The organism is Streptomyces sp. MMG1121 (genome assembly GCF_001280015.1).
Lineage (GTDB): Bacteria > Actinomycetota > Actinomycetes > Streptomycetales > Streptomycetaceae > Streptomyces.
This window is the reverse complement of the sequence record NZ_LGDV01000189.1, coordinates 76,738-97,553: the sequence shown is the minus strand read 5'-3', so window position 1 is coordinate 97,553 and position 20,816 is coordinate 76,738. Positions and strand designations below refer to the sequence as shown.

The window sequence follows — 20,816 nt, the reverse complement described above, 5'->3', positions numbered from 1 at the left end:
GCTCACTCCTTCCGCCGCCGGAAGCCGACCGCGCCACGACCGCCGCCGCGATGGGCACCCTCGGGTGCCTTCACCAGGCCCAGCTCCCCGGCGAGCGCCCACAGCGCCTGCTTCACGGTGCTCCTGCTGTCCAGTTCATGGACCCGCCCGGCGTCCACAACACCCTGCAGCTCCTTGAAGTTGGCGGGTACGGCCGTACGCGCGAGCGCCGTTCCGGTGATGCGCTGCACCAGCGGCGGCTGGATCTCCGCACTCCGCGTGTGCCGGTTGACGACCGCCGTCGTCTCCTCGGCCTTGCGGATCTGCAGCCGGTCCCACATCCGTACGGTCCGCTTGGCGGCGCGTACGGCGATGACGTCCGGGGTGGTGACCAGCAGGGCGGTGTCGGCCATCTCCACGGCCACCGCGCCCGCGCCGCTCAGCTGGGCGCCGCAGTCCACCACGACCACCTCGTAGCGGGAGCGCAGGGCGCTGACGATCTGGCGGGCGGCGCGGTCGGTCACCTCCTCGCCGCGTTCGCCCTCCGCAGGGGCGAGGAGCAGGGCGAGGCCGGTGTCGTGGCGGAAGACGGCGTCGGCGAGGACGCGCGGGGAGATGTCGGTGATGGCGGCGAGGTCGGCCACGGAGCGGCGGAACTGGATGTCCAGATAGGAGGCGATGTCCCCGGTCTGCAGATCCAGGTCGACCAGCGCCGTCGCCCGCCCGGAGGCCTGGGCGGCGAGGGCCAGCTGGATCGCGGTCAGGGTGGCGCCCGTGCCGCCCTTGGCACCGCTGACCGTGACGAGCGTTCCGCCGACCCCGCCGAGGAGTTCGGTGGCGCCGTGGCCCAGATGGCGCCGTACGCCGGTGGACCACTGGGCGACGGCCTGGACGCGGCTGGCGAGTTCCTCGTACGACAGCGGGAGCGCGACCAGGCCGCGGGCGCCGGAGTCCATGGCGGCGGCGAACAGGCCGGGGCTCGCGTCGGTGGTGACGAGGATGACGCCGACGGCGGGGAAGCGCAGGGCGACCTCGCGGATCAGCTCCAGGGCCGGTACCGGCCCGATCCGCTCGTGGACGACCACGACCTCGGGCAGTTCGTCGACCGACTCGGCGGCGAGGCGGGCGAGGCCGTCGACGAGCTGGGTGGAGTCACCGACGGGCGGCTGTGGTTCGGCGTCGGGGAGCTGGCTGAGCAGCGTGACGAGGGAGCGGACGGCGTCTGGGTCCGCACCGGCCGGGAGGATCCTGGTAGGCATGCGGGCCGCCTCTCACTTGTCCGTAGCGAGTTCGTAGGTGCGGTCCTTGTCCGGGACGCTGGTCTCGCTGCCGGGGGCCACCAGCGCGAGCCGGACGCGCTGGGCGAAGGACTCGGCGTAGGTGATGCGCTGGGCGTCGAGGGTGGACAGCGCGAAGGTGATGGGGACGGCCTCGCTGGGCTGCTGCTGGTTCTTGCTGCTGTCGGGGTCGAGGGCGGTGATCCGGCCGACGTCGAGGACCCGGGCGTTGGTGACGATGATCTTCGACTGGTCGGGATCGCCGTTGTTCTTCCCGGCGAAGGTGGCGTAGACGTTGACCCGCGAGCCGGGAGTGATCTTCCCCGCGACCCCCGTCGCCGCGTCGATCATGATGGCGACCTCCTGCTGGCCGGGCTGGAGGGCGGGCTGGTCCACGATCATGTCGGTCTGGAGCAGGGAGCCCGCGCGCAGCGTGGTGACGGCGATCTTGCCCTGGATCTGGCGCAGATCGGTGACGGCGTTGCCGGACAGCCACCGCTCGGGCATCTTGATCTTCTCGAACTGGCCGGTGTCCAGGGCGGTGTACGGCTGCACGTCGGACTTGACCCGGTAGGCGCTGACCTCGGGCCCGACCTTGGAATTCGCGTCGTGGACGACGGAGAGCACGCCGGCGAACGCGCCGAGAGCGCACAGGACCGACAGGATCAGCAGTATCACGCCGCGGCGCTGACGGGAGTTCATGAACCGTGCAACCTCATTGGGGGAATCGGTCGAGCGGGATGTGGACGTACCGGTCTGGTCAGGCGGGCGTGCGCTGTTCCAGGGCGCGGGGTGGTGCGGGTTCGCGGACGGGCGGGGTGGCGGAGCAGAAGACGCAGCGGTCGCCGATGACGTCCAGGCCGCACCAGTGACAGCTGGTCTGCCGTACGGAGGTGACCAGTTGGTAGAGGACCGACAGATCGGCGAGGTAGCCGCAGAACTCGACCATGCGGCCGGTGCCCCACCACGCCGGGGACTCCGCGGGCAGCGGGACCTCGCGCAGTCCGTGCACGCTCCACCGTCCGCCGAGCCCGGCGACCCACTCGCTCTGCAACTGTCCCTTGGCGACGAGCATCCAGGTGTTGAACTCGGGCCCCTTGAGGGTGGCGCCGGGCGCGACCTTGACGAGCTGCGGCTCGGGGTGGGCGAGCACGGCGAACTGGCTGCCGGGCATCCAGGACTTGGCGTGCGTCTTGAGGCCGACGGGCACCCGGTCGAGCCTGGCGACGGAGCCCAGTACGGCTCCGGCGTGCAGATAGTGGGTGAGCAGCCGCCCGGCGGAGGCGAGGACCCCCGGGCTCAGATCGCAGGAGGCGAGCTGGCGCAGCTGCCGGGCGAGGACGGCGATGCCGAGCGGGGGCAGATCGGGCCGGAAGAGGGCGATGCGATCGCTCTCCAGCAGCGACCGCAGGGTGTACAGCCGCCGTACGACGGGCTCGGGGGTGGCGCCCGAGCAGACCACGACCAGATATCCGTACTGCTCGATCAGGGTGTGGAGTTCGGTGAGCGCGTGCTCCAGCGGCCGCTGGTGGAGGCCGCTCAGCACGACGGCCGGCATGGTCCGTTCGTCCTGCGCCGGCAGCGCCATGTCGGCGCTGGTCACGGCAATGGCAGTTGGCACGCGCAGCTCCCCGCTCTTCACACCCGCCGGCCGTCCGGGGTAACTCCCGTAGGCCGGGACGACTTCACTGCGTGACTACCTGAGCACTGTATCCACGGCCGTCTGACCGGAGAACAGCGTTTGTGAAGCTCGAGTGGAAGTCTCTCGGTACAAGTACCGCCAAATCCGGACAGGTTGAGCGGGTGACCGAAAACGATTTTGGTCTGGACCTCTTGACACCCGAATTGGTCTGGACCAACTTGTACGCACAGCGGTGGCCACCGCCCCTCCCCCTCCCCCTTCCCCTTCCCCTTCCCCTCAGGCTCCCCCGCCGAACTCCCCTTCCCGGAGGCCCCAGTGAACCGCGCACCAGGCATACCCAGACCCAGAGGACGGCGCCTCACCCTGTGGTCCGCCGCCACAGCCCTGGCCCTCTCGGTGGCGGGGCTCGCAGCCGCCTCCCCGGCATCCGCGGCGGACGTCAACAACGTCACGAACGCGGGCTTCGAGTCGGGCCTGACCAACTGGACGTGTACGGCGGGCAGCGGCACGACCGTCTCCTCCCCGGTGCACGGCGGAACGGCCGCACTGAAGGCGACCCCGTCCGGCCAGGACGACGCCCAGTGCACCGAGGCGGTCGCGGTCCAGCCCAACTCGACGTACACCCTGAGCGCGTGGGTCCAGGGCGGCTACGCCTACCTGGGCGTGACGGGCACGGGCACGACGGACGTCTCGACCTGGACCCCGGACTCCTCGTCCTGGAAACAGCTGTCGACGACCTTCACGACCGGGTCGTCGACGACATCGGTCACGATCTACACGCACGGCTGGTACGGCCAGGCGGCGTACTACGCGGACGACGTCTCGGTCTACGGCCCCGACGGCGGCGGAGGCGGCGACCCGGCCCCGACGGTCCCGGCGACACCGACGGGCCTCACGGCCTCCTCCGCGACCTCCTCGTCCGTGTCGCTGTCCTGGTCCCCGGTGTCGGGCGCGACGGGCTACAACGTCTACCGGGACGGCACGAAGGTGACGGCGGTGACGGGCACGTCGGCCACGGTGACGGGGCTGTCGGCGTCCACCTCCTACTCCTTCCAGGTGACGGCGACGAACGCGGCGGGCGAGTCCGCGAAGTCGGGGTCGGTGACGGGCACGACGACCTCCTCCGGCACCGGTGGCGGCGGAGGCTCGCTCCCGAAGCACGCGGTGACCGGCTACTGGCAGAACTTCAACAACGGCGCCACGGTCCAGAAGCTGTCGGACGTCCCGTCGTCGTACGACATCATCGCGGTGGCCTTCGCGGACGCGGCGTCGACGCCCGGAGCGGTGACCTTCAACCTGGACTCGTCCGGCCTCGGCGGCTACACGGTCGACCAGTTCAAGGCGGACATCAAGGCGAAGCAGGCGGCCGGCAAGAAGGTCGTCATCTCGATCGGCGGCCAGAACGGCACGGTGTCGATCAGCGACTCGGCATCGGCCACGAACTTCGCGAACTCCGTCTACTCCCTGATGCAGACGTACGGCTTCGACGGCGTCGACATCGACCTGGAGAACGGCCTGAACGCGACGTACATGACCCAGGCCCTGCGCGCCCTCTCCGCCAAGGCGGGATCGTCCCTGGTCATCACGATGGCCCCGCAGACGATCGACATGCAGTCGACGTCGAACTCCTACTTCCAGACGGCCCTGAACGTGAAGGACATCCTCACCGTCGTCAACATGCAGTACTACAACAGCGGTTCCATGCTGGGCTGTGACGGCAAGGTCTACAGCCAGGGCTCGGTCGACTTCCTCACGGCCCTGGCCTGCATCCAGCTCCAGGGCGGCCTGGCCCCGTCCCAGGTGGGCCTGGGCCTCCCGGCCTCGACGAGCGCGGCGGGCAGCGGCTACGTCTCCCCTTCGGTGGTCAACAACGCCCTGGACTGCCTGACGGCGGGCACGAACTGCGGCTCCTTCAAGCCGTCGAAGACGTACCCGGACCTGCGGGGCGCGATGACCTGGTCGACGAACTGGGACGCGGCGTCGGGGAACGCCTGGTCGAACTCGGTGGGGGCGCATGTGCACGCGCTGCCCTAGCGTGAGAGGTCTGTGAAGTGCGGCGCCCGGGCCCTTGGGGGGGGTCCGGGCGCCGCTGGTTGCCTAGGCCACCCCCAGTTCGCACCACACGTACTTCCCTCGATCCCCGAGCCGTACTCCAGCTCCGCACTGTGTTCCAGCGGACGCGGCGGATCCGGCGGCGCCGGGTCGCTGTCCCACGCCCCGATCCACACCACCCCCTGCGGGGTGCGACGGACCCTGAGCGCGGCGGGCCCCTTGGTGTGCCGTACGGCGTTCGAGACCAGCTCCGCCGCCAGCAACTCCGCCGTGTCCACCAGGCCGATCAACCCGTGCAGGGTCAGAATCAGACGCAGGGTACGGCGACAGACCGTGACCGCTCTGAGGTCGTTGGGAACGTAGAGCGTGTAGTCCCAGGTTTCGGGCATGCCTGATCAACTCCGTTGAAGCGAAGGGGATTTCGCGCGCGGTGGCATTGCCGCAGCCGTCGTGGCAGGGCGAAGCGGTGCGGTGCACTTCCGCTGCGTGTGCGGTACATCACTGACGGTAGAGCAAAAATTTTTCCTTGCGCAAGCCGGTCGCGTAATCTGCCCCCTAACGGGGCACTGCGACACGGTGGTTGAGGATCTGGAGGGCACATGGCTCCGAGAAGCCAATCCACGGCACGGCAGGTGCGCCTGGGTACCGAGCTGCGCAGGCTGCGGGAGTCGGCCGGCTTGAAGGCCCGAGAGGTGGCGGCGTTGCTCAGTTCGACCTCGGCCCAGATGAGTCAGGTCGAAGCAGGCTTAGCAGGCGTGAGCGAGGAGCGGGTCCGGCGTCTCGCCGCCCACTATGCCTGCGCCGACGAGGCGTTGATCGAGGCCCTGGTGGCGATGGCCAACGACCGCACGCGGGGATGGTGGGAGGAGTACCGCGGCGTACTCCCACCGGTGTTCCTGGATGTCGCCGAGACCGAGCACCACGGCACGTTCCTGCGCGAGGTCGTCACCAGCCACGTTCCGGGGCTGCTCCAGACTCCGGACTACGCCCGCGCCGTCTTCGGCTACATGGTCCCGGAGCTGCCGGAGAGTGAACTGAATCCCCGGGTGGAGCACCGGACACGGCGCAGGTCCGTACTGGAACGTGGTGTCCCGGTCCCCTACGAGACGATCATTCACGAGGCCGCGCTGCGCATCCTCGTGTCGGACCGCGCCACCGCTCGGGCTCAACTGCTCGAGGTTCTGCGGGCGATCGAGAACGGCCGCGTCACGGTACGCGTCATCCCGTTCGCAAGAGAAGGGTTCGCCGGCGCGGGCATCGAGATGATGTACGTGGGCGGTCCCCTTCCCCGGCTGGACACAGTGCTGCGTGACGCCCCTCACGGCACCGCCTTCATCGATGCCGAATCCCAGCTGGCGCGCTTCCGGGTGCTCCTCAATAAGGTGGGGAAAGCAGCACTGCCACCCGTGGAGTCACGGGACTTCGTGCACCACATGACCAAGGAACTGTGAGGCGCCCGCATGACCCAGGCCGTCCGCTGGCAGAAGTCGTCGTACTCCGGCGGAGGCGACGGCAACACTTGCGTGGAGATCGCGAAGCTGGACACCCACACAGCCGTCCGAGACTCAAAGGCCCCGGCCCGGGCGACCCTCACCTTCCCCGCCGGCGCCTTCGCCTCCTTCGTCGAGGCGCTGAAGGAGGCTCCCCCCGTGCGGACGTCCCGCTAGGCCGACTCCTCCTCGAAGTACGCGTCCAGCACCGCGTCCAACTGCTCGTCCCACTCCTTGAAGAGGGACTTCGCCGTCGCCTCGATCTCGATCGGGTACCAGCGGCGGTCCGGGGTGTGGACCGTGATCGTGTAGCGCTTGCCGAAGCGGGGGGACTCCGTTTCGACCGCTGCGATCTCGTCCCAGCCGAACTCGCAGGACTCCTCGTCCAGGCGGAGGCGGACCCCCTTGCGGTCGGCCACTATCCTCGCGCGGCGGTCGGACGCCTCGAAGACCGGGCCGTCGGCCGCGCCCTCGTCCTCTTCGGTCTCCTCCGGCTGTGCCGACGCCTGCGCGTCCTCCGGCTCCGGCTCCGGTTCCGCCGCTTGCGGCTCGGCGGCCGTAGCCGCCTGCTCCTTCGCCGGGGCCGTGAGGCCGGGGATGAAGGCCGGGTCGAAGCCGGCGCCCGTCACGGGCTCGGACTTCAACGGCTCGGACTTCGACGGCTTGCTGCTCGCTCCTGTGCGCTGCTCCACGGCGGCAGTATGGACGACTTCCCTGTGCCGGAACCAGTCAGACCGCTCATCTCACGGCCAACATCCGTCACCTTCACACGAACACGCTCACCGCAGCCGCCACCGCGAACCCGGCCACCGACAGCACCGACTCCAGGACCGTCCAGGTCCGCAGCGTGTCGCGTTCGCTGATGCCGAAGTACTTCGCCACCATCCAGAAGCCGCCGTCGTTGACGTGCGAGGCGAAGATCGAGCCCGCCGAGATGGCCATGATGACCAGGGCCACGAAGGGCTGGGAGTGGTCGCCCTCCGTCAGGAGAGGGGCCACTATGCCTGCCGTCGTGACGATCGCCACGGTCGCCGAGCCCTGCGCCACCCGCAGGACCAGGGAGATCAGGTACGACAGCACGATCACCGGCAGACCCACGCCGTGGAAGGTGTCGGACAGGGCCTGGGCCACGCCGCTCGCCTTCAGTACCGCGCCGAAGATGCCTCCCGCGCCGACCACCAGCAGGATGTTGCCGACCGGCTTCAGGGAGGAAGTCGACACGGCCTCCAGGGACTTGCGGGACCAGCCCCGGCGGATGCCGAGCAGGTAGTAGGCGAGGAGCAGGGCGATCGTCAGGGCCACGAAGGGGCTGCCGAAGAACGCCAGGACCGAGCGGGTGGGGGACGGGTCCAGGGCGATCGAGGAGAAGGTCGCGGCGAGGATCAGGATCAGGGGCGTGCCGATGATCGCCAGCACCGTGGCCAGCGGTACCGGCGTCTCCTGCGGCTCCACGCCCTGCGCGCGCTGCTCCGCGATCACCGCCCGCTTCGCCTCTTCCGCCGCCTCGACCATGTCCTGCGGTACGGGGACGAAGATCCGCTTGCCTATCCAGGCGGCGTAGGCCCAGGCGGCGAGCACGGCGGGGATGCCGCAGACGATGCCCATGAGGATGACCCAGCCGAGCTGGACGTGGAGGAGACCGGCGGCCGCGACCGGGCCGGGGTGCGGGGGCAGGAAGGCGTGGGTCATCGACAGGCCCGCGAGGAGCGGGAGGCAGTAGAGCAGGATCGACTTGCCGCCTCGCTTCGCCGCCGCGTAGACCAGCGGGGCCAGGACGAAGATGCCCACGTCGAAGAAGACCGGGATGCCGAAGATCAGGCCCGTCAGGCCCATGGCCAGGGGGGCGCGTTTCTCGCCGAAGAGGGTCAGCAGGCGCGACGCCAGTACCTCCGCTCCGCCGCTCACCTCCAGGATCGCGCCCAGCATCGTGCCGAGGCCGATGATGATCGCGACGTGGCCGAGGATGCCGCCCATGCCGGACTCGATGGTGGAGACGGCGGTGGAGCTCTGGACCGTGCCGAAGAGTTCGGTGACCGAGAGGCCGGCCAGCAGGCCCACGGATATCGAGACGGCGAGCAGGGCCACGAAGGGCTGGAGCCTGACCTTGATGATCAGGAACAGGAGCAGGGCTATGCCGATTCCGGCGACCGTGAGGAGGCCGGGAGTGCCGTCGAGGAGGAGGAGCAGACCTCCGGTGTGGGGTGGTGGGGCGGTGGGGGCGGTCGCGGCCAGGGAGAAGGGCATACGGGGGGCCTCTACTTAAATGCATGGTGCTTTCGGGCAGGGGGGATCGCGGCACGGCGCCCCGGGGGTGAGGGGCCGCCGTGCCGTGTCGGTGTGCGGGAAGTGAGGCGACGTCAGCTCAGCACGGCGAGCGCGTCGATCTCGATGAGGAGGCCGGCCGGGAGACCGACGTAGACCGTCGTCCGGGCGGCGGGCGGCTGGGTGAGGCCCTGCTCCTCGAAGTAGGTGTTGTAGATCTCGTTCATCTCGGCGAAGTGGGCCGTGTCCGTCAGATAGACGCGGATCATCATCACGTCGTCCCAGCTCGCGCCGCCCTCTTCGAGGATCGCCTTGACGTTGGCGAGGGTCTGGAGGGTCTGCTCGCGCAGGGTGGGACCGGCCGGCGTCGGGGGCTTGCCCTCCTCGGCGGGCAGGAAGCCGACCTGGCCGGCGACCTGGAGGATGTTGCCCTTCTTCACGCCGTGCGAGAACTTCGCGGGCGGGGTGGTGTGGGTCTTCGGGGTGAGGGCGATCTTCTCGGTCATGCGGGGTCCTTGTCGGTCATGATCGGTTGTGGCCGGTCATGACGGGTCCCTCGTGGGGTCCGTCACCGGCGTCCTTCCGGAGTACTCGCCGCTGATCGCGTCCGCCGTACGGCGCACCAGCGGGAGCAGGGTGAGGAGTTCCTCGGCGGTGACGACGACGTTCGGCGCGGACACCGACATCGCGGCGACCACCCGGCCGTCGGCCCCGCGGATGGGCGCGGCGACGCAGTTGATGGACTCCTCGTGACCACCGAGGTCGGTGGCCCAGCCCTGTTCGCGCACCTGCTCCAGCTCCCTGAGGAAAGCCGGGGCGTTGGGGGTCGAACGGGCCGTGTACAGGGGGTAGTCGAGCTTGTCCGCGAGGGCGCGGCGCTCGGGTTCGGGCAGATCGGCGAGGAGGAGCTTCGCCACGGCCGCGACCGTGATGGCGACGGGCTTGCCGATCCGCGAGTACATGCGGACCGGGTAGCGGCTCTCCACCTTGTCGATGTAGAGCACCTCGTGCTCCTCGTAGACGGCGAGGTGCACGGTGTGACCGCAGGTCTCGTTGAGCCCTACGAGATGGGAGTGGGCGATCTCCCGGATGTCGAGGTTCTCCATCGCCTCCTGGGCGAGGGCGAAGAGCCGCGCGCCGAGGCGGTAGCGCTGGTCGGACTGGCGGTAGACCAGGCCGTGTTCGTGCAGCGTGCGCAGGAGGCGGAGCGCTGTTGATTTGTGGACGCCCAGGCGGTCGGCGACCTGGCCGAGGTCCGCGGGGCCCTCGGCCAGCAGCGGCAGGATGCTCAGGGCGCGGTCGACGGTCTGACTCATGGGGTGTTCGCCTCCTCCGTGGCCCGCTCGGCTTGCGTCCAGCCGGGGCCGAGTCGAAGTCTCCCCCATGCGGTGTCGTTCAGGGCGGTCAGCCGGTCGGCGTGGTCCCGGGCGGGGGGCGGGGCCAGGTCGCCGGGGGTGGCGAGGGCGGCGGCGGCGAAGAGGTGGCCGTGGCGCAGGCGGGCCGCCGGGGGGAGTCCGCGCAGGGTGCCGGAGAGGAAACCCGCGGCGAAGGCGTCGCCCGCGCCGGTGGTGGCCACGACGTCCACGTGCAGAGCGGGTTCGAAGGCGGACGACTCGCGCGCGAACGCCGTCGCCCCCCGCGCACCCTGCTTCACCACCAGCACCGCCGGCTCCGGCAGCGCCTCGCGGATCGCCTCCGGGCCGCCCGTGACGCCCCAGGCCTCCTCCGCCTCGTCCTCGCCGACGAAGACGACGTCCGCTCGCCGGGCCAGGTCCAGCAGGACCAGCGGGCCCTGCGCCGTCCGCCACAGCCCCGGGCGGTGGTTCACGTCGAAGGAGAGGAGAGGGCGGCCCGGGTGGGGTGCCGTCAGCGTGTGCAGCAGCGCGCGGCAGTCGTCGGACAGTGCCGCCGTGATCCCCGACAGGTGCAGCACCCGCCCTGCCCGCACCGCCGTCAGATCCACATTGGTCACGCTCATCGCCGACGCCGCCGAACCCGCCCGGTAGTACGCCACCTCGTGCGCGCCCGTGCCCCGGTCGCCGGCGGTGCGGAAGTAGATGCCGGTGGGGCGGGCCGGGTCCCTGGGTATGGACGAGACGTCGACGCCGTACCCGGCGATCCGCTCGACCAGGTGCTGGCCGAATCCGTCCGCCCCCACCCGGCTCACCCACCGCGCGGTGTGCCCGGCGGCCGCCAGTACGCAGGCCACGTTGGACTCGGCGCCGCCGATCGCGCGGTCGAAGGAGGGCACCTCCGCGAGGCGGCCCGGTCGGCTGGGCAGGAAGGTGACCATGGACTCGCCGAGCGCCACGACATCCACAGCGTCGGGGGCGTTGCGGGATCCGGTGACGGTCACGATCGTCGTAGCTCCTCGATGGTGGGAGTCCGTTGACCCCGCGTTGGCCGAGATGTTAGACAGCAGTGAGCGACATACGCAATGGACGTTGCAAGACATGCAACGCTTGCAGATCAGGGAGGCTCCATGGCTCGCGAAGCCGGTAGTGAAGCACTCGCCCACCTCGCCGAGGAACGGGTCGACCACCGCTTCAAGGGCCTCCCGCCCGACGCCGACGGCCTCACGGTCGGCGAGCTGGCCGCCCAGCGTCGCAACCTCTTCCGCGAGGCCGACGGCTTCACCTCGCCCGTCCTCGCCCTGTCCGCCGAGCGCCTGGAGCACAACCTGGCGCTCATGGAGACGTACACCGTGCGCCACGGGCTCGCCTTCGCCCCGCACGGCAAGACCTCGATGGCCCCGCAGCTCTTCCACCGCCAGCTCCGGCACGGCGCCTGGGGCATCACGCTGGCGGTGCCCCACCAGGTGCGGGTCGCCCGGGCGTTCGGCGTCCCGCGGATCTTCCTCGCCAACGAGCTGGTGGACGCCGCCGCCCTGCGGTGGATCGCCGCGGAACTCACCGCCGACCCCGCTTTCCGGTTCGTCTGTTACGTCGACTCCGTGCGCGGGGTCGAGCTGATGGACTCGGCACTGCGCGACAGCGGCTCCGCCCGGCCCGTGGACGTCGTCGTCGAGCTGGGCGCGGGCGAGGGCGCGCGGACCGGGGTGCGCACGCAGGCCGGGGCCCGGGCCGTCGCCGACGCGGTGGCCGGGACGCGGACGTTGCGGCTGGTGGGCGTGGCGGGGTACGAGGGCGAGGTGCCGCAGGCCGACCCGGAGCGCGTGCGGTCGTATCTGCGACGGCTGGTGGCGCTCGCCGCCGACCTCGACAAGGGCGGGCTGTTCGGCAGCGCGGAGGAGATCGTGGTGAGCGCGGGCGGCAGCGCCTGGTTCGACGCGGTGGCCGAGGCGTTCGAGGAGATCCCCGCCCTCTCCCTGCCCGTGCTGAAACTGCTGCGCTCGGGCGCGTACGTCTCGCACGACGACGGCCACTACCGAAGGCTCACCCCCTTCACCCGGGTCCCCGAGGAGGGCGCCCTGGAACCCGCCTTCCGGCTGTGGGCGCAGATCGTCTCCCGGCCCACCCCCGAACAGGCCTTCGCCAACGCGGGCAAGCGCGACGCGGCCTACGACCTGGACCTGCCCGCCGCCCAGGTGGTACGCCGCGGCGGTGTCGAGCGGGCGGCGGACGGGATCACCGTGACCGGGCTGTCCGACCAGCACGCCTGGCTGCGCACGGAGCCCGGCGCCGACGTCGAGGTGGGCGACTGGGTCGGGCTCGGGCTGTCCCACCCGTGCACGTCCTTCGACAAGTGGCAGCTGATCCCGGTGGCCGAGGCGGACGGGACGGTCGTCGACTACATCCGTACGTACTTCTAGGGCTACGGGGAGGCCGGCATGGAGGACCTGGTCATCCGGGACGCCGACGTCGTCGACGGCAGCGGCGAGCCGTCGTACCGCGCCGACGTGGTGCTCGACGGCGGGCGGATCGTCTCGATCGTCAAGGAGGCGGTCGCCGCGGGCTGCCAACGGCCGCGTGCCGTGCGCGAAGTGGACGCGGAGGGCCTGGTCCTCTCCCCCGGCTTCATCGACATGCACGCCCACTCCGACCTCGCCCTGCTGCGCGACCCCGACCACAGTGCCAAGGCCGCGCAGGGGGTCACGCTGGAGGTCCTCGGCCAGGACGGGCTGTCGTACGCGCCGGTGGACGACCGCACGCTGCAGGAGGTGCGGCAGGCGATCACCGGGTGGAACGGGTACGGCGACGACCTCGACCTCGACTGGCGCTCGGTCGGCGAGTACCTGGACCGGCTGGACCGGGGCATCGCCGTCAACGCGGCCTATCTCGTCCCGCAGGGCACCGTCCGCGCGCTCGCCGTCGGCTGGGAGGACCGCGCGGCGCGTCCCGAAGAGCTGGACCGGATGCGGCGGCTGGTCGCGGAGGGGATGGAGCAGGGCGCGGTCGGGATGTCCTCCGGGCTCACCTACACGCCCGGCATGTACGCCCCGGACGCCGAGCTGACCGAGCTGTGCCGGGTGGTGGCGTCGTACGGCGGCTACTACTGCCCGCACCACCGCTCCTACGGCGCCGGCGCGCTGGAGGCGTACGCCGAGATGGTGGACCTCACCCGGGAGGCCGGCTGCCCGCTGCACCTCGCGCACGCCACGATGAACTTCGGCGTGAACAAGGGCCGGGCGCCCGAGCTGCTCGCCCTGCTCGACGAGGCGCTGGACTCCGGCGCGGACATCACGCTGGACACCTATCCCTACACGCCCGGCTGCACCACCCTGGCCGCGCTGCTGCCGAGCTGGGCGAGCGCGGGCGGTCCGGAGGAGATCCTGGCCCGGCTCGGCGACCCGGCGACGGCCGAGCGGATCCGGCACGGCCTGGAGGTGACCGGCTCGGACGGCTGCCACGGGGTGCCGGTGGAGTGGGAGACGATCGAGATCTCCGGCGTCGCCGACCCCGCGCTCGGTGATCTCGTGGGCCGTACGGTCCGGGAGGCGGCGGACCTGCGCGGGGAGCCGGCGTGGGAGACCGTCCGCCGTCTCCTGCTGTCGGACCGGCTCGGTACGACGATCCTCCAGCACGTCGGGCACGAGGAGAACGTCCGCGCGATCATGCGGCACCGCGCCCACACCGGCGGCTCGGACGGCATCCTCCAGGGTACGAAGCCGCACCCGCGCGCGTACGGCACCTTCCCGCGCTATCTCGGCCACTACGTAAGGGAGTTGGGGGTGCTGACGCTGGAGGAGTGCGTCGCCCGGCTCACGTCCCGGCCCGCGGCGCGGCTGCGACTGCCGGACCGCGGGCTGGTGCGCGAGGGGTACCGGGCCGACCTGGTGCTGTTCGACCCGCGGACGGTGGCGCCGGGCGCCACCTTCGCCGATCCCCGCAGGCTTCCCACGGGGATCGCGTACGTCCTGGTCGACGGCCGGTTCGTCATCGAGGACGGGAGGCGGACGGACGTGCTGGCGGGCCGATCCGTCCGCCGTACGCCCCGGTGACCGGCCCCGGCCGCCCCTACGGCTTGGGCAGGGTGCAGCCGGACGCGCTCAGGTTCAGCTTGTTGCCGGTGGTGAAGCAGGCCGGGATGATGTACGTCTCCTCGGCGTAGTTGATGCCCTGGCGGACGGTGACGTTGCCGTTCTGGTCGACCTCGCAGGGGTTGTTCTCGGTGCAGCGCTCGCCGTCCTCGTTGCCGGTGTTGTTGACGGCGACGACCTTGCCGGTGCTCGTGTCGATCACGGGCGAGCCCGACGTGCCCCCGATGGTGTCGCAGGCGGAGGTGTAGCGGACGGAGTCCTTCCAGGTCCAGTCGCCCTCCTTGAGCCGGTAGACGAAGCCGTCGACGTCGCAGCTGTAGATCTTCTTCCAGTAGCCGGAGACGACCTTGATGGCGGAGCCGGCGGCCGGGTGGGTGTCCTGCACGGTGAGCGGGCTGATGCCGTAGGAGCTCTTGATCGCCGCGTACGTCGTGGTGGTGCGGTAGATCGTGATGTCCGTGTCCGTCATGGTCGAGTAGACGACCTGGTTGGCACGGAGGGTCGCGACCTTGCTGCCGGCGGAGTTCAGCAGGCCGAAGGTACGGCTGGAGGACTGGCCGGTGATGACCTCGCCGGCCGCCGGGAAGCCGGTCTCCAGGCAGTGGCCGTTGGTCAGCACGAGCGCCGGGTCGGTGTCCGCGGAGCCGGGGAAGCGGATGACCGAGCCGGAGCAGTTGCTGAGCGAGACGGTGCCGGCGAAGTCGACCGTCACCGCGGCCTTCTTCGCGGTGTGCGGCGCGGTGTGCGGCGCGGCCATCGCCGGGGTCGCACCCAGCCCGGCCAGGGCCACGGAGGAGAGCACGGCAAGGAGAGGCTTGTTCATGTGGGGGTCCCCTCTTACGACTTGGGCGACCGGAGATCTTCCGGCCGCCCTTCATGCTTGTCATGCGCATTCTCAATGCGGGAGGGGGGTGCGAACAAGAAGGCGGGGCCGGTCGTAGGGGTTTCCCTGTGTGCCGGGCCTCCACGTGGCGGCAGAGGGGCGTATTCGGACAAACCTCCGCGTCTCACGTGGCGGAAAACACGACCCGCGAGGCGATACCGGGCCGTAAGCTCACGGACATGCAGGTGATCCAGTCGACCAAGCTCGCCAACGTCTGTTACGAGATCCGGGGCCCGGTGCTCGAGGAGGCGATGCGGCTCGAGGCGGCGGGGCATCGCATCCTCAAGCTGAACACCGGCAACCCTGCCGCCTTCGGCTTCGACTGCCCGCCGGAGATCCTGGAGGACATCCTCCGGAACGTCTCGACGGCCCACGGCTACGGCGACGCCAAGGGCCTGCTGGCCGCCCGGCGCGCGGTCGTCATGCACAACCAGACCCTCGGCATCGAGACGGACGTCGAGCACGTCTTCATCGGCAACGGCGTCTCCGAGCTGATCGTGATGGCCATGCAGGGCCTGCTCGACGACGGCGACGAGGTCCTCGTACCGGCGCCGGACTACCCGCTGTGGACCGCCGCCGTCTCCCTCGCCGGTGGCACCGCCGTCCACTACCGCTGCGACGAGCAGGCGGACTGGACGCCCGATCTCGCCGACATCGAGCGCAAGGTCACCGACCGCACCAAGGCGATCGTGATCATCAACCCGAACAACCCCACGGGCGCGGTCTACGACGAGCCGGTGCTCAAGGGGCTGACGGACATCGCCCGGCGGCACAACCTGCTGATCTGCTCCGACGAGATCTACGACAAGATCCTCTACGACGGCGCCACGCACACCCCGACCGCGAAGGTCGCCCCCGATCTGCTCACCCTCACCTTCAACGGCATGTCGAAGGCGTACCGGGTGGCCGGGTACCGGGTGGGCTGGATGTCCATCTCGGGCCCGCGCGCCCACGCCGACTCCTACATCGAGGGTCTGACGATCCTGGCGAACATGCGCCTGTGCGCCAACATGCCGGGGCAGCACGGCGTGGTAGCCGCGCTCAGCGGACGCCAGTCGATCAACGACCTGGTGCTGCCGGGCGGCCGGCTGAAGGAGCAGGTGGACACCGCCTACGAGCTGCTGACGCAGATCCCGGGCGTGAGCTGCGTACGGCCCAGGGGCGCGCTGTACCTCTTCCCGCGGCTCGACCCCCAGGTCTTCAAGATCAAGGACGACCGGCAGATGGTCCTGGACCTGCTGCGCAAGGAGAAGATCATGGTCGTCCAGGGGACGGGCTTCAACTGGCCCGAGCCCGATCACTTCCGGGTGGTGACGCTGCCGAGCGTCGGCGACCTGCGCGACGCGATCACCCGGATCGGGAACTTCCTCGACGGCTACGGCCAGCCGTAGAAGATCAGACTCAACTTTAGACGAAATCCAAGCTAGGATGGTTTCCTGTCAGAGCACAGGAGGCCATCCCCCATGTACGAACCGATCCGCACCAAGTCGGTCCACCGCACACGGGCCGACGTCTCCTCCGACTTCCCTCACCGCTCACGCGAGGAGGAGCTGGACATCCAGCTCGCGGGCCACCTCGCCGCGCTGCTCGCGGTCACCGACGAACTGCGCGGGCTGGCCCCGTCCGCGGAGCTGGAGACGGCCGCGGACCGCCTCGCCGGCGAGGTGAGCCGGCTGCGCGGCGGCCGGACACCGGCCCGGGCCGTAGCGGCCTCGGCCGCTGACCCCACGGAGCTGCACCGGCGCGCCCACGCCCTCGCGGGCCGGGCCCTCGTCGTCGCCGCGTCCCGCGCGGACACCTCGGCGGCGATCCTGGCGGCGGAGCGGATGGACGCGCACGGTTCTGCGCTGGCGCTCAGCACCGCGTGATCACTGCGTTGGTGTGAGCCGTGGCGGCGGAGAAGGTCCTCTCCGAGACCCCGGTGATGTCCAGCCCGGTCGCCGTCGGCATCAAGCCCGCCACCGTCAAGGCCCTCGGCTGGCGGCCCGGGCAGGTCACCTGGGGGCAGATCGAACAGGCCGTGCAGGACGGCAGGCTGACGTACGGGATGACCGACCCGGCCCGCTCCAACTCCGGTTTCTCCACGCTGATCTCGGTGGCCTCGGCCCTGTCCGGCGCCCAGTCCGCGCTCACCGACGCCGACGGCGCCAAGGCCACTCCCAGGCTGAAGGAGTTCTTCAAGGGCCAGAAGCTGACCTCGGGCTCCTCGGGCTGGCTGGCGACGGCGTACAAGCGGCGCGGCACCGTCGACGCCCTGCTCAACTACGAGTCGGTCCTCAAGGGCATCCCGGGGCTGACCGTGATCCGCCCCGCCGACGGCGTCGTCACCGCCGACTATCCGCTCCCCTCGCTCACCGCCACGGACTCCCGCACCCGCGAGGAGGTCCGCAGGACGACCGAGGACCTGCGCACCGACGCCGTGCAGAAGCTCATCACCGACACCACCCACCGCCGCCCGGTCGTCGCCTCCGTACCGCCCGCGTCCGGTCTCGACACCGGCCGGCGCCACGAACTGCCGTTCCCCGGCACCCGCTCGGTCGCCGACGGCCTGCTGAACGCGTACGAGAACGAGCTGCGCCGCCCCTCCCGCACGGTCTACGTCCTCGACACCTCCGGCTCGATGGCGGGCGGGCGGCTGGCGGCGCTCAAGCAGGCGCTGACCGGTCTGACCGGCGACTTCCGCGACCGCGAGGAGGTGACGCTGATGCCGTTCGGCTCGCAGGTGAAGAGCGTGCGCACCCACGTCGTCGACCCCAGGGACCCGAAGGCCGGGCTGACCGCCATCCGCGAGGACACCGACGCGCTCAGCGCCGACGGCGGCACCGCGATCTACACCTCGCTGGAGAAGGCGTACGACCAGCTCGGCGCCGGCCAGGACACGTTCACCTCGATCGTGCTGATGACCGACGGCGAGAACAACGGCGGCGTCAAGGCGGGCGACTTCGACGGCTTCTACCGCTCCCTGACCGGCACCCGGTGGGACACCCCCGTCTTCCCGATCCTGTTCGGCGACTCCTCCCGCACCGAGCTCCAGCACATCGCCGACCTGACCGGCGGCCGCCTCTTCGACGCCCGCGGCGGCTCGCTGGACGGCGCCTTCGAGGAGATCCGTGGCTACCAGTAAGGTCCTCGGCTATCTGGAGTCCCGCAAGAACCTCACCGGCGCCGCCTGCGGGATCGCCGGCCTGGTGCTGACCTTCACCGGGGTCGCGGGACCGTACTGGCCGGTCGTGGTCGCGGGGCTGTACGGCGCGGGCGCGCTGATCGCCCCGCCCGAGCGGCCCGCGCTGCCGGACTTCCCGAGCCCTTGGGAGCAACTGGAGTCCGTCCGGGCCGACTTCGGGACGCTGCGCACGTACCTCGCGGGCGTCGACCTGCCGTCCGAGGCCGTCGGCCGGCTCACCGCCCTCACCGAGCTGCTGGCGGCACTGCTGGAGCCGGGCTGGGTCGCCGAGGCCCTGGCGCAGGACCCGGAGGCGTGCACACGGTGCCCCGTGCGGTGCGGCAGGACGTCCCGGAGGCCGTCGACGCCTACGTCCGCACCCGCTGGTGGACCCGGCTCGCCCCGGGCACGCAGCCGCCCGAGCGCCATCTGGAGCACCAGCTCGGCCGGCTCCACGAGGAGGCCGAACGACTGGCCTCGGCCCTGCGGGACGCGGAGGCGCTGCGGCAGGAGTCGCACTCGCGCTACCTGGACGAGCGCAACCAGTGAGACGACGGGTGCCCCGCACGCCGTTGTGCGGGGCACCCGGGGTCGTCCCACGGCCGGTCGTGACGATCGCTGGTCAGGGCACGGCGACCGGCCGTGGAGTCTTGGGCGGGACTAGCCGAGGCGCTCCACCAGCGCGCGGTACTCGTCCCACAGCTCCTTCGGGGTGTGGTCGCCGAAGGTGTTGAGGTGCTCGGGGACCAGGGCGGCCTCCTCGCGCCAGACCTCCTTGTCGACCGTGAGCAGGAAGTCCAGGTCGGAGTCCGACAGTTCGAGCCCGTCGGTGTCCAGCGCGCCCTTGGCCGGCAGCACGCCGATCGGGGTCTCGACGCCCTCGGCCTTGCCGTCGAGGCGCTCCACGACCCACTTCAGGACGCGGGAGTTCTCGCCGAAGCCGGGCCAGACGAACTTGCCCGCGTCGTTCTTGCGGAACCAGTTGACGTAGTAGATCTTCGGCAGCTTGGCCTGGTCCCTGCCCTTGGCGACGTCGACCCAGTGGCCCATGTAGTCACCCATGTTGTAGCCGCAGAACGGCAGCATCGCGAACGGGTCGCGGCGCAGCTCGCCGACCTTGCCCTCGGCCGCGGCGGTCTTCTCGGAGGCCACGTTGGCGCCGAGGAAGACGCCGTGGTTCCAGTCGAAGGACTCGGTCACCAGCGGCACCGCGGAGGCGCGGCGGCCGCCGAAGAGGATCGCCGAGATCGGCACGCCCTTGGGGTCCTCCCACTCGGGCGCGATGATCGGGCACTGCGAGGCGGGGACGGTGAAGCGGGCGTTGGGGTGGGCGGCCGGGGTCTGGGACGCCGGCGTCCAGTCGTTGCCCTTCCAGTCGGTCAGGTGGGCGGGCGACTCCTCGGTCATGCCCTCCCACCACACGTCGCCGTCGTCGGTGAGCGCGACGTTGGTGAAGACCGCGTTGCCCCACAGCGTCTTCATCGCGTTGGCGTTGGTGTGCTCACCGGTGCCGGGCGCGACGCCGAAGAAGCCGGCCTCGGGGTTGATCGCGTAGAGGCGGCCGTCCTCGCCGAAGCGCATCCAGGCGATGTCGTCGCCGATGGTCTCGACGGTCCAGCCGGAGATCGTGGGCTCCAGCATGGCGAGGTTGGTCTTGCCGCAGGCGCTCGGGAAGGCGGCGGCGACGTACTTCGACTCGCCCTGCGGCGGGGTGAGCTTGAGGATCAGCATGTGCTCGGCCAGCCAGCCCTCGTCACGGGCCATGACGGAGGCGATACGCAGCGCGTAGCACTTCTTGCCGAGCAGGGCGTTGCCGCCGTAGCCGGAGCCGTAGGACCAGATCTCGCGGTCCTCGGGGAAGTGCGAGATGTACTTGGTGGAGTTGCACGGCCACGGAACGTCCTGCTGGCCCTCCTCCAGCGGGGCGCCGAGCGTGTGCACGGCCTTCACGAAGAAGCCCTCGTCGCCCAGCTCGTCCAGGACCGCCTGGCCCATGCGCGTCATCGTGCGCATGGAGACGGCGACGTAGGCGGAGTCGGTGATCTCCACGCCGAGCGCCGAGAGCGGGGAGCCCAGCGGGCCCATGCAGAACGGGACGACGTACATGGTGCGGCCGCGCATGGAGCCGCGGAACAGGCCCTTCTCGCCCGCGAAGATCTCCCGCATCTCGGCGGGGGCCTTCCAGTGGTTGGTCGGGCCCGCGTCCTCCTCCTTCTCGGAGCAGATGAAGGTCCGGTCCTCGACGCGTGCGACGTCGGTCGGGTCGGAGGCGGCGTAGTAGGAGTGCGGGCGCTTGATCGGGTCGAGCTTCTTGAACGTTCCCCTGGCGACCAGCTCTTCGGCGAGGCGCTCGTACTCGGCCTCGGAGCCGTCACACCAGACCACGCTGTCCGGCTGCGTCAGTTCGGCGATCTCGTTGACCCACGAGATCAGTTCCTGGTGGTTGGTGGGAAGGCTGGGAGCCGCGATGTCGCGCGCCACGATTGCTCCTAAGTGAGGGATTTTTGTCTTGTCGCCCCGTGGGGGCTGCGACCCGGACGCTTCGTAGCCGCTCATCCGGTGCCGACCGCACTCATTTGATCATCCGACGCTGATGCCCATCTGTCCAGGGGGTGTCACAGGTGAGCG

The 20,816-nt window shown here is 70.6% G+C and carries 19 protein-coding genes and 1 pseudogene; 9 read left to right on the top strand and 11 right to left on the bottom strand.

The genetic code is table 11. From position 1 onward, the window contains the following. Positions 1–2: 2 nt before the first annotated feature. Genes ADK64_RS19090 through ADK64_RS19080 form a run of 3 tightly spaced genes read right to left on the bottom strand, consistent with a single transcriptional unit; the run spans position 3 to position 2,844 of the window. The gene (locus ADK64_RS19090; protein WP_053660536.1) at positions 3–1,238 is read right to left on the bottom strand and encodes an AAA family ATPase; all 1,236 of its coding nucleotides are present in this window, start codon (positions 1,236–1,238) and stop codon (positions 3–5) included. Between the two features lie 12 nt (positions 1,239–1,250). Beyond that, a complete protein-coding gene (gene cpaB / locus ADK64_RS19085) occupies positions 1,251–1,958 on the bottom strand; it encodes a Flp pilus assembly protein CpaB (RefSeq protein ID WP_053660534.1) in 708 nt (235 codons plus the stop codon). 58 nt (positions 1,959–2,016) lie between these two features. Next, a complete protein-coding gene (locus ADK64_RS19080; protein ID WP_420713001.1) occupies positions 2,017–2,844 on the bottom strand; it encodes a hypothetical protein in 828 nt (275 codons plus the stop codon). Between the two features lie 369 nt (positions 2,845–3,213). On the opposite strand from ADK64_RS19080, the gene ADK64_RS19075 reads away from it, so the two are divergent. Then, positions 3,214–4,932 carry a chitinase gene (locus ADK64_RS19075; RefSeq protein WP_053660531.1) on the top strand — a complete coding sequence of 573 codons (1,719 nt, stop codon included), beginning with the start codon at positions 3,214–3,216 and terminating at the stop codon, positions 4,930–4,932. Here the strand turns inward: ADK64_RS19075 and ADK64_RS19070 are convergent. Next, positions 4,929–5,339 (bottom strand): ATP-binding protein, encoded by a 411-nt coding sequence (locus ADK64_RS19070; RefSeq protein ID WP_053660529.1) that lies wholly within the window; start codon positions 5,337–5,339, stop codon positions 4,929–4,931. The genes ADK64_RS19075 and ADK64_RS19070 overlap by 4 nt on opposite strands. Before the next feature lie 210 nt (positions 5,340–5,549). On the opposite strand from ADK64_RS19070, the gene ADK64_RS19065 reads away from it, so the two are divergent. Continuing rightward, entirely contained in the window at positions 5,550–6,401 is an 852-nt protein-coding gene (locus tag ADK64_RS19065; RefSeq protein WP_053660527.1) for a helix-turn-helix domain-containing protein, read from the top strand. Between the two features lie 9 nt (positions 6,402–6,410). Beyond that, on the top strand, positions 6,411–6,617 hold the full coding sequence (locus ADK64_RS19060) for a DUF397 domain-containing protein (protein ID WP_053660525.1): 207 nt from the start codon (positions 6,411–6,413) through the stop codon (positions 6,615–6,617). Here ADK64_RS19060 and ADK64_RS19055 read toward each other — a convergent pair. From ADK64_RS19055 to ADK64_RS19035, 5 genes are all read right to left on the bottom strand, one after another. Then, positions 6,614–7,132: a hypothetical protein gene (locus ADK64_RS19055; RefSeq protein ID WP_053660523.1), complete on the bottom strand. Its 519-nt coding sequence runs from the start codon at positions 7,130–7,132 to the stop codon at positions 6,614–6,616. The genes ADK64_RS19060 and ADK64_RS19055 overlap by 4 nt on opposite strands. A gap of 73 nt (positions 7,133–7,205) precedes the next feature. Next, the gene (locus ADK64_RS19050; RefSeq protein WP_053660521.1) at positions 7,206–8,684 is read right to left on the bottom strand and encodes a GntP family permease; all 1,479 of its coding nucleotides are present in this window, start codon (positions 8,682–8,684) and stop codon (positions 7,206–7,208) included. Between the two features lie 113 nt (positions 8,685–8,797). Next, entirely contained in the window at positions 8,798–9,208 is a 411-nt protein-coding gene (locus ADK64_RS19045) for a RidA family protein (protein WP_053660519.1), read from the bottom strand. Positions 9,209–9,244: 36 nt separating this feature from the next. Next, positions 9,245–10,018, bottom strand: a complete 774-nt coding sequence (locus tag ADK64_RS19040) for an IclR family transcriptional regulator (protein ID WP_053660517.1) — start codon at positions 10,016–10,018, stop codon at positions 9,245–9,247. Beyond that, complete coding sequence (locus ADK64_RS19035) at positions 10,015–11,058, bottom strand: sugar kinase (RefSeq protein WP_053660515.1); 1,044 nt, start codon at positions 11,056–11,058, stop codon at positions 10,015–10,017. The genes ADK64_RS19040 and ADK64_RS19035 overlap by 4 nt, the downstream gene beginning before the upstream one ends. A gap of 126 nt (positions 11,059–11,184) precedes the next feature. Here ADK64_RS19035 and ADK64_RS19030 point away from each other — a divergent pair, with 126 nt between their 5' ends. Beyond that, entirely contained in the window at positions 11,185–12,474 is a 1,290-nt protein-coding gene (locus ADK64_RS19030; RefSeq protein WP_053660513.1) for an amino acid deaminase, read from the top strand. 18 nt (positions 12,475–12,492) lie between these two features. Continuing rightward, the gene (locus ADK64_RS19025; protein WP_053660511.1) at positions 12,493–14,103 is read left to right on the top strand and encodes an N-acyl-D-amino-acid deacylase family protein; all 1,611 of its coding nucleotides are present in this window, start codon (positions 12,493–12,495) and stop codon (positions 14,101–14,103) included. A gap of 16 nt (positions 14,104–14,119) precedes the next feature. On the opposite strand, the gene ADK64_RS19020 is transcribed toward ADK64_RS19025, so the two are convergent. Further along, positions 14,120–14,965 carry a trypsin-like peptidase domain-containing protein gene (locus tag ADK64_RS19020; protein WP_053660509.1) on the bottom strand — a complete coding sequence of 282 codons (846 nt, stop codon included), beginning with the start codon at positions 14,963–14,965 and terminating at the stop codon, positions 14,120–14,122. A gap of 239 nt (positions 14,966–15,204) precedes the next feature. On the opposite strand from ADK64_RS19020, the gene ADK64_RS19015 reads away from it, so the two are divergent. From ADK64_RS19015 to ADK64_RS19000, 4 genes and pseudogenes are all read left to right on the top strand, one after another. Then, on the top strand, positions 15,205–16,416 hold the full coding sequence (locus ADK64_RS19015) for a pyridoxal phosphate-dependent aminotransferase (RefSeq protein ID WP_053660507.1): 1,212 nt from the start codon (positions 15,205–15,207) through the stop codon (positions 16,414–16,416). Positions 16,417–16,488: 72 nt separating this feature from the next. Beyond that, positions 16,489–16,893 (top strand): hypothetical protein, encoded by a 405-nt coding sequence (locus ADK64_RS45090; RefSeq protein ID WP_053660505.1) that lies wholly within the window; start codon positions 16,489–16,491, stop codon positions 16,891–16,893. Between the two features lie 56 nt (positions 16,894–16,949). After that, entirely contained in the window at positions 16,950–18,149 is a 1,200-nt protein-coding gene (locus tag ADK64_RS19005) for a vWA domain-containing protein (RefSeq protein WP_420713000.1), read from the top strand. Further along, positions 18,136–18,737: pseudogene (locus ADK64_RS19000) on the top strand (hypothetical protein). The gene ADK64_RS19005 and the pseudogene ADK64_RS19000 overlap by 14 nt, the downstream one beginning before the upstream one ends. Before the next feature lie 111 nt (positions 18,738–18,848). Here the strand turns inward: ADK64_RS19000 and ADK64_RS18995 are convergent. Further along, a complete protein-coding gene (locus tag ADK64_RS18995) occupies positions 18,849–20,669 on the bottom strand; it encodes a phosphoenolpyruvate carboxykinase (GTP) (RefSeq protein WP_053660503.1) in 1,821 nt (606 codons plus the stop codon). Positions 20,670–20,816 lie beyond the last annotated feature (147 nt).

Excerpts from the sequence above, each read along its gene's own strand:
- ADK64_RS19050 (WP_053660521.1), bottom strand. The coding sequence starts at position 8,684 with ATGCCCTTCTCCCTGGCCGCGACCGCCCCCACCGCCCCACCACCCCAC.
- ADK64_RS19080 (WP_420713001.1), bottom strand. The coding sequence starts at position 2,844 with ATGGCGCTGCCGGCGCAGGACGAACGGACCATGCCGGCCGTCGTGCTG.
- ADK64_RS19060 (WP_053660525.1), top strand. The coding sequence starts at position 6,411 with ATGACCCAGGCCGTCCGCTGGCAGAAGTCGTCGTACTCCGGCGGAGGC.
- ADK64_RS19090 (WP_053660536.1), bottom strand. The coding sequence starts at position 1,238 with ATGCCTACCAGGATCCTCCCGGCCGGTGCGGACCCAGACGCCGTCCGC.
- ADK64_RS19070 (WP_053660529.1), bottom strand. The coding sequence starts at position 5,339 with ATGCCCGAAACCTGGGACTACACGCTCTACGTTCCCAACGACCTCAGA.
- ADK64_RS19030 (WP_053660513.1), top strand. The coding sequence starts at position 11,185 with ATGGCTCGCGAAGCCGGTAGTGAAGCACTCGCCCACCTCGCCGAGGAA.
- ADK64_RS19005 (WP_420713000.1), top strand. The coding sequence starts at position 16,950 with ATGTCCAGCCCGGTCGCCGTCGGCATCAAGCCCGCCACCGTCAAGGCC.
- ADK64_RS19040 (WP_053660517.1), bottom strand. The coding sequence starts at position 10,018 with ATGAGTCAGACCGTCGACCGCGCCCTGAGCATCCTGCCGCTGCTGGCC.
- ADK64_RS19045 (WP_053660519.1), bottom strand. The coding sequence starts at position 9,208 with ATGACCGAGAAGATCGCCCTCACCCCGAAGACCCACACCACCCCGCCC.
- ADK64_RS19015 (WP_053660507.1), top strand. The coding sequence starts at position 15,205 with ATGCAGGTGATCCAGTCGACCAAGCTCGCCAACGTCTGTTACGAGATC.
- ADK64_RS19065 (WP_053660527.1), top strand. The coding sequence starts at position 5,550 with ATGGCTCCGAGAAGCCAATCCACGGCACGGCAGGTGCGCCTGGGTACC.
- ADK64_RS45090 (WP_053660505.1), top strand. The coding sequence starts at position 16,489 with ATGTACGAACCGATCCGCACCAAGTCGGTCCACCGCACACGGGCCGAC.
- cpaB (WP_053660534.1), bottom strand. The coding sequence starts at position 1,958 with ATGAACTCCCGTCAGCGCCGCGGCGTGATACTGCTGATCCTGTCGGTC.
- ADK64_RS19020 (WP_053660509.1), bottom strand. The coding sequence starts at position 14,965 with ATGAACAAGCCTCTCCTTGCCGTGCTCTCCTCCGTGGCCCTGGCCGGG.
- ADK64_RS19025 (WP_053660511.1), top strand. The coding sequence starts at position 12,493 with ATGGAGGACCTGGTCATCCGGGACGCCGACGTCGTCGACGGCAGCGGC.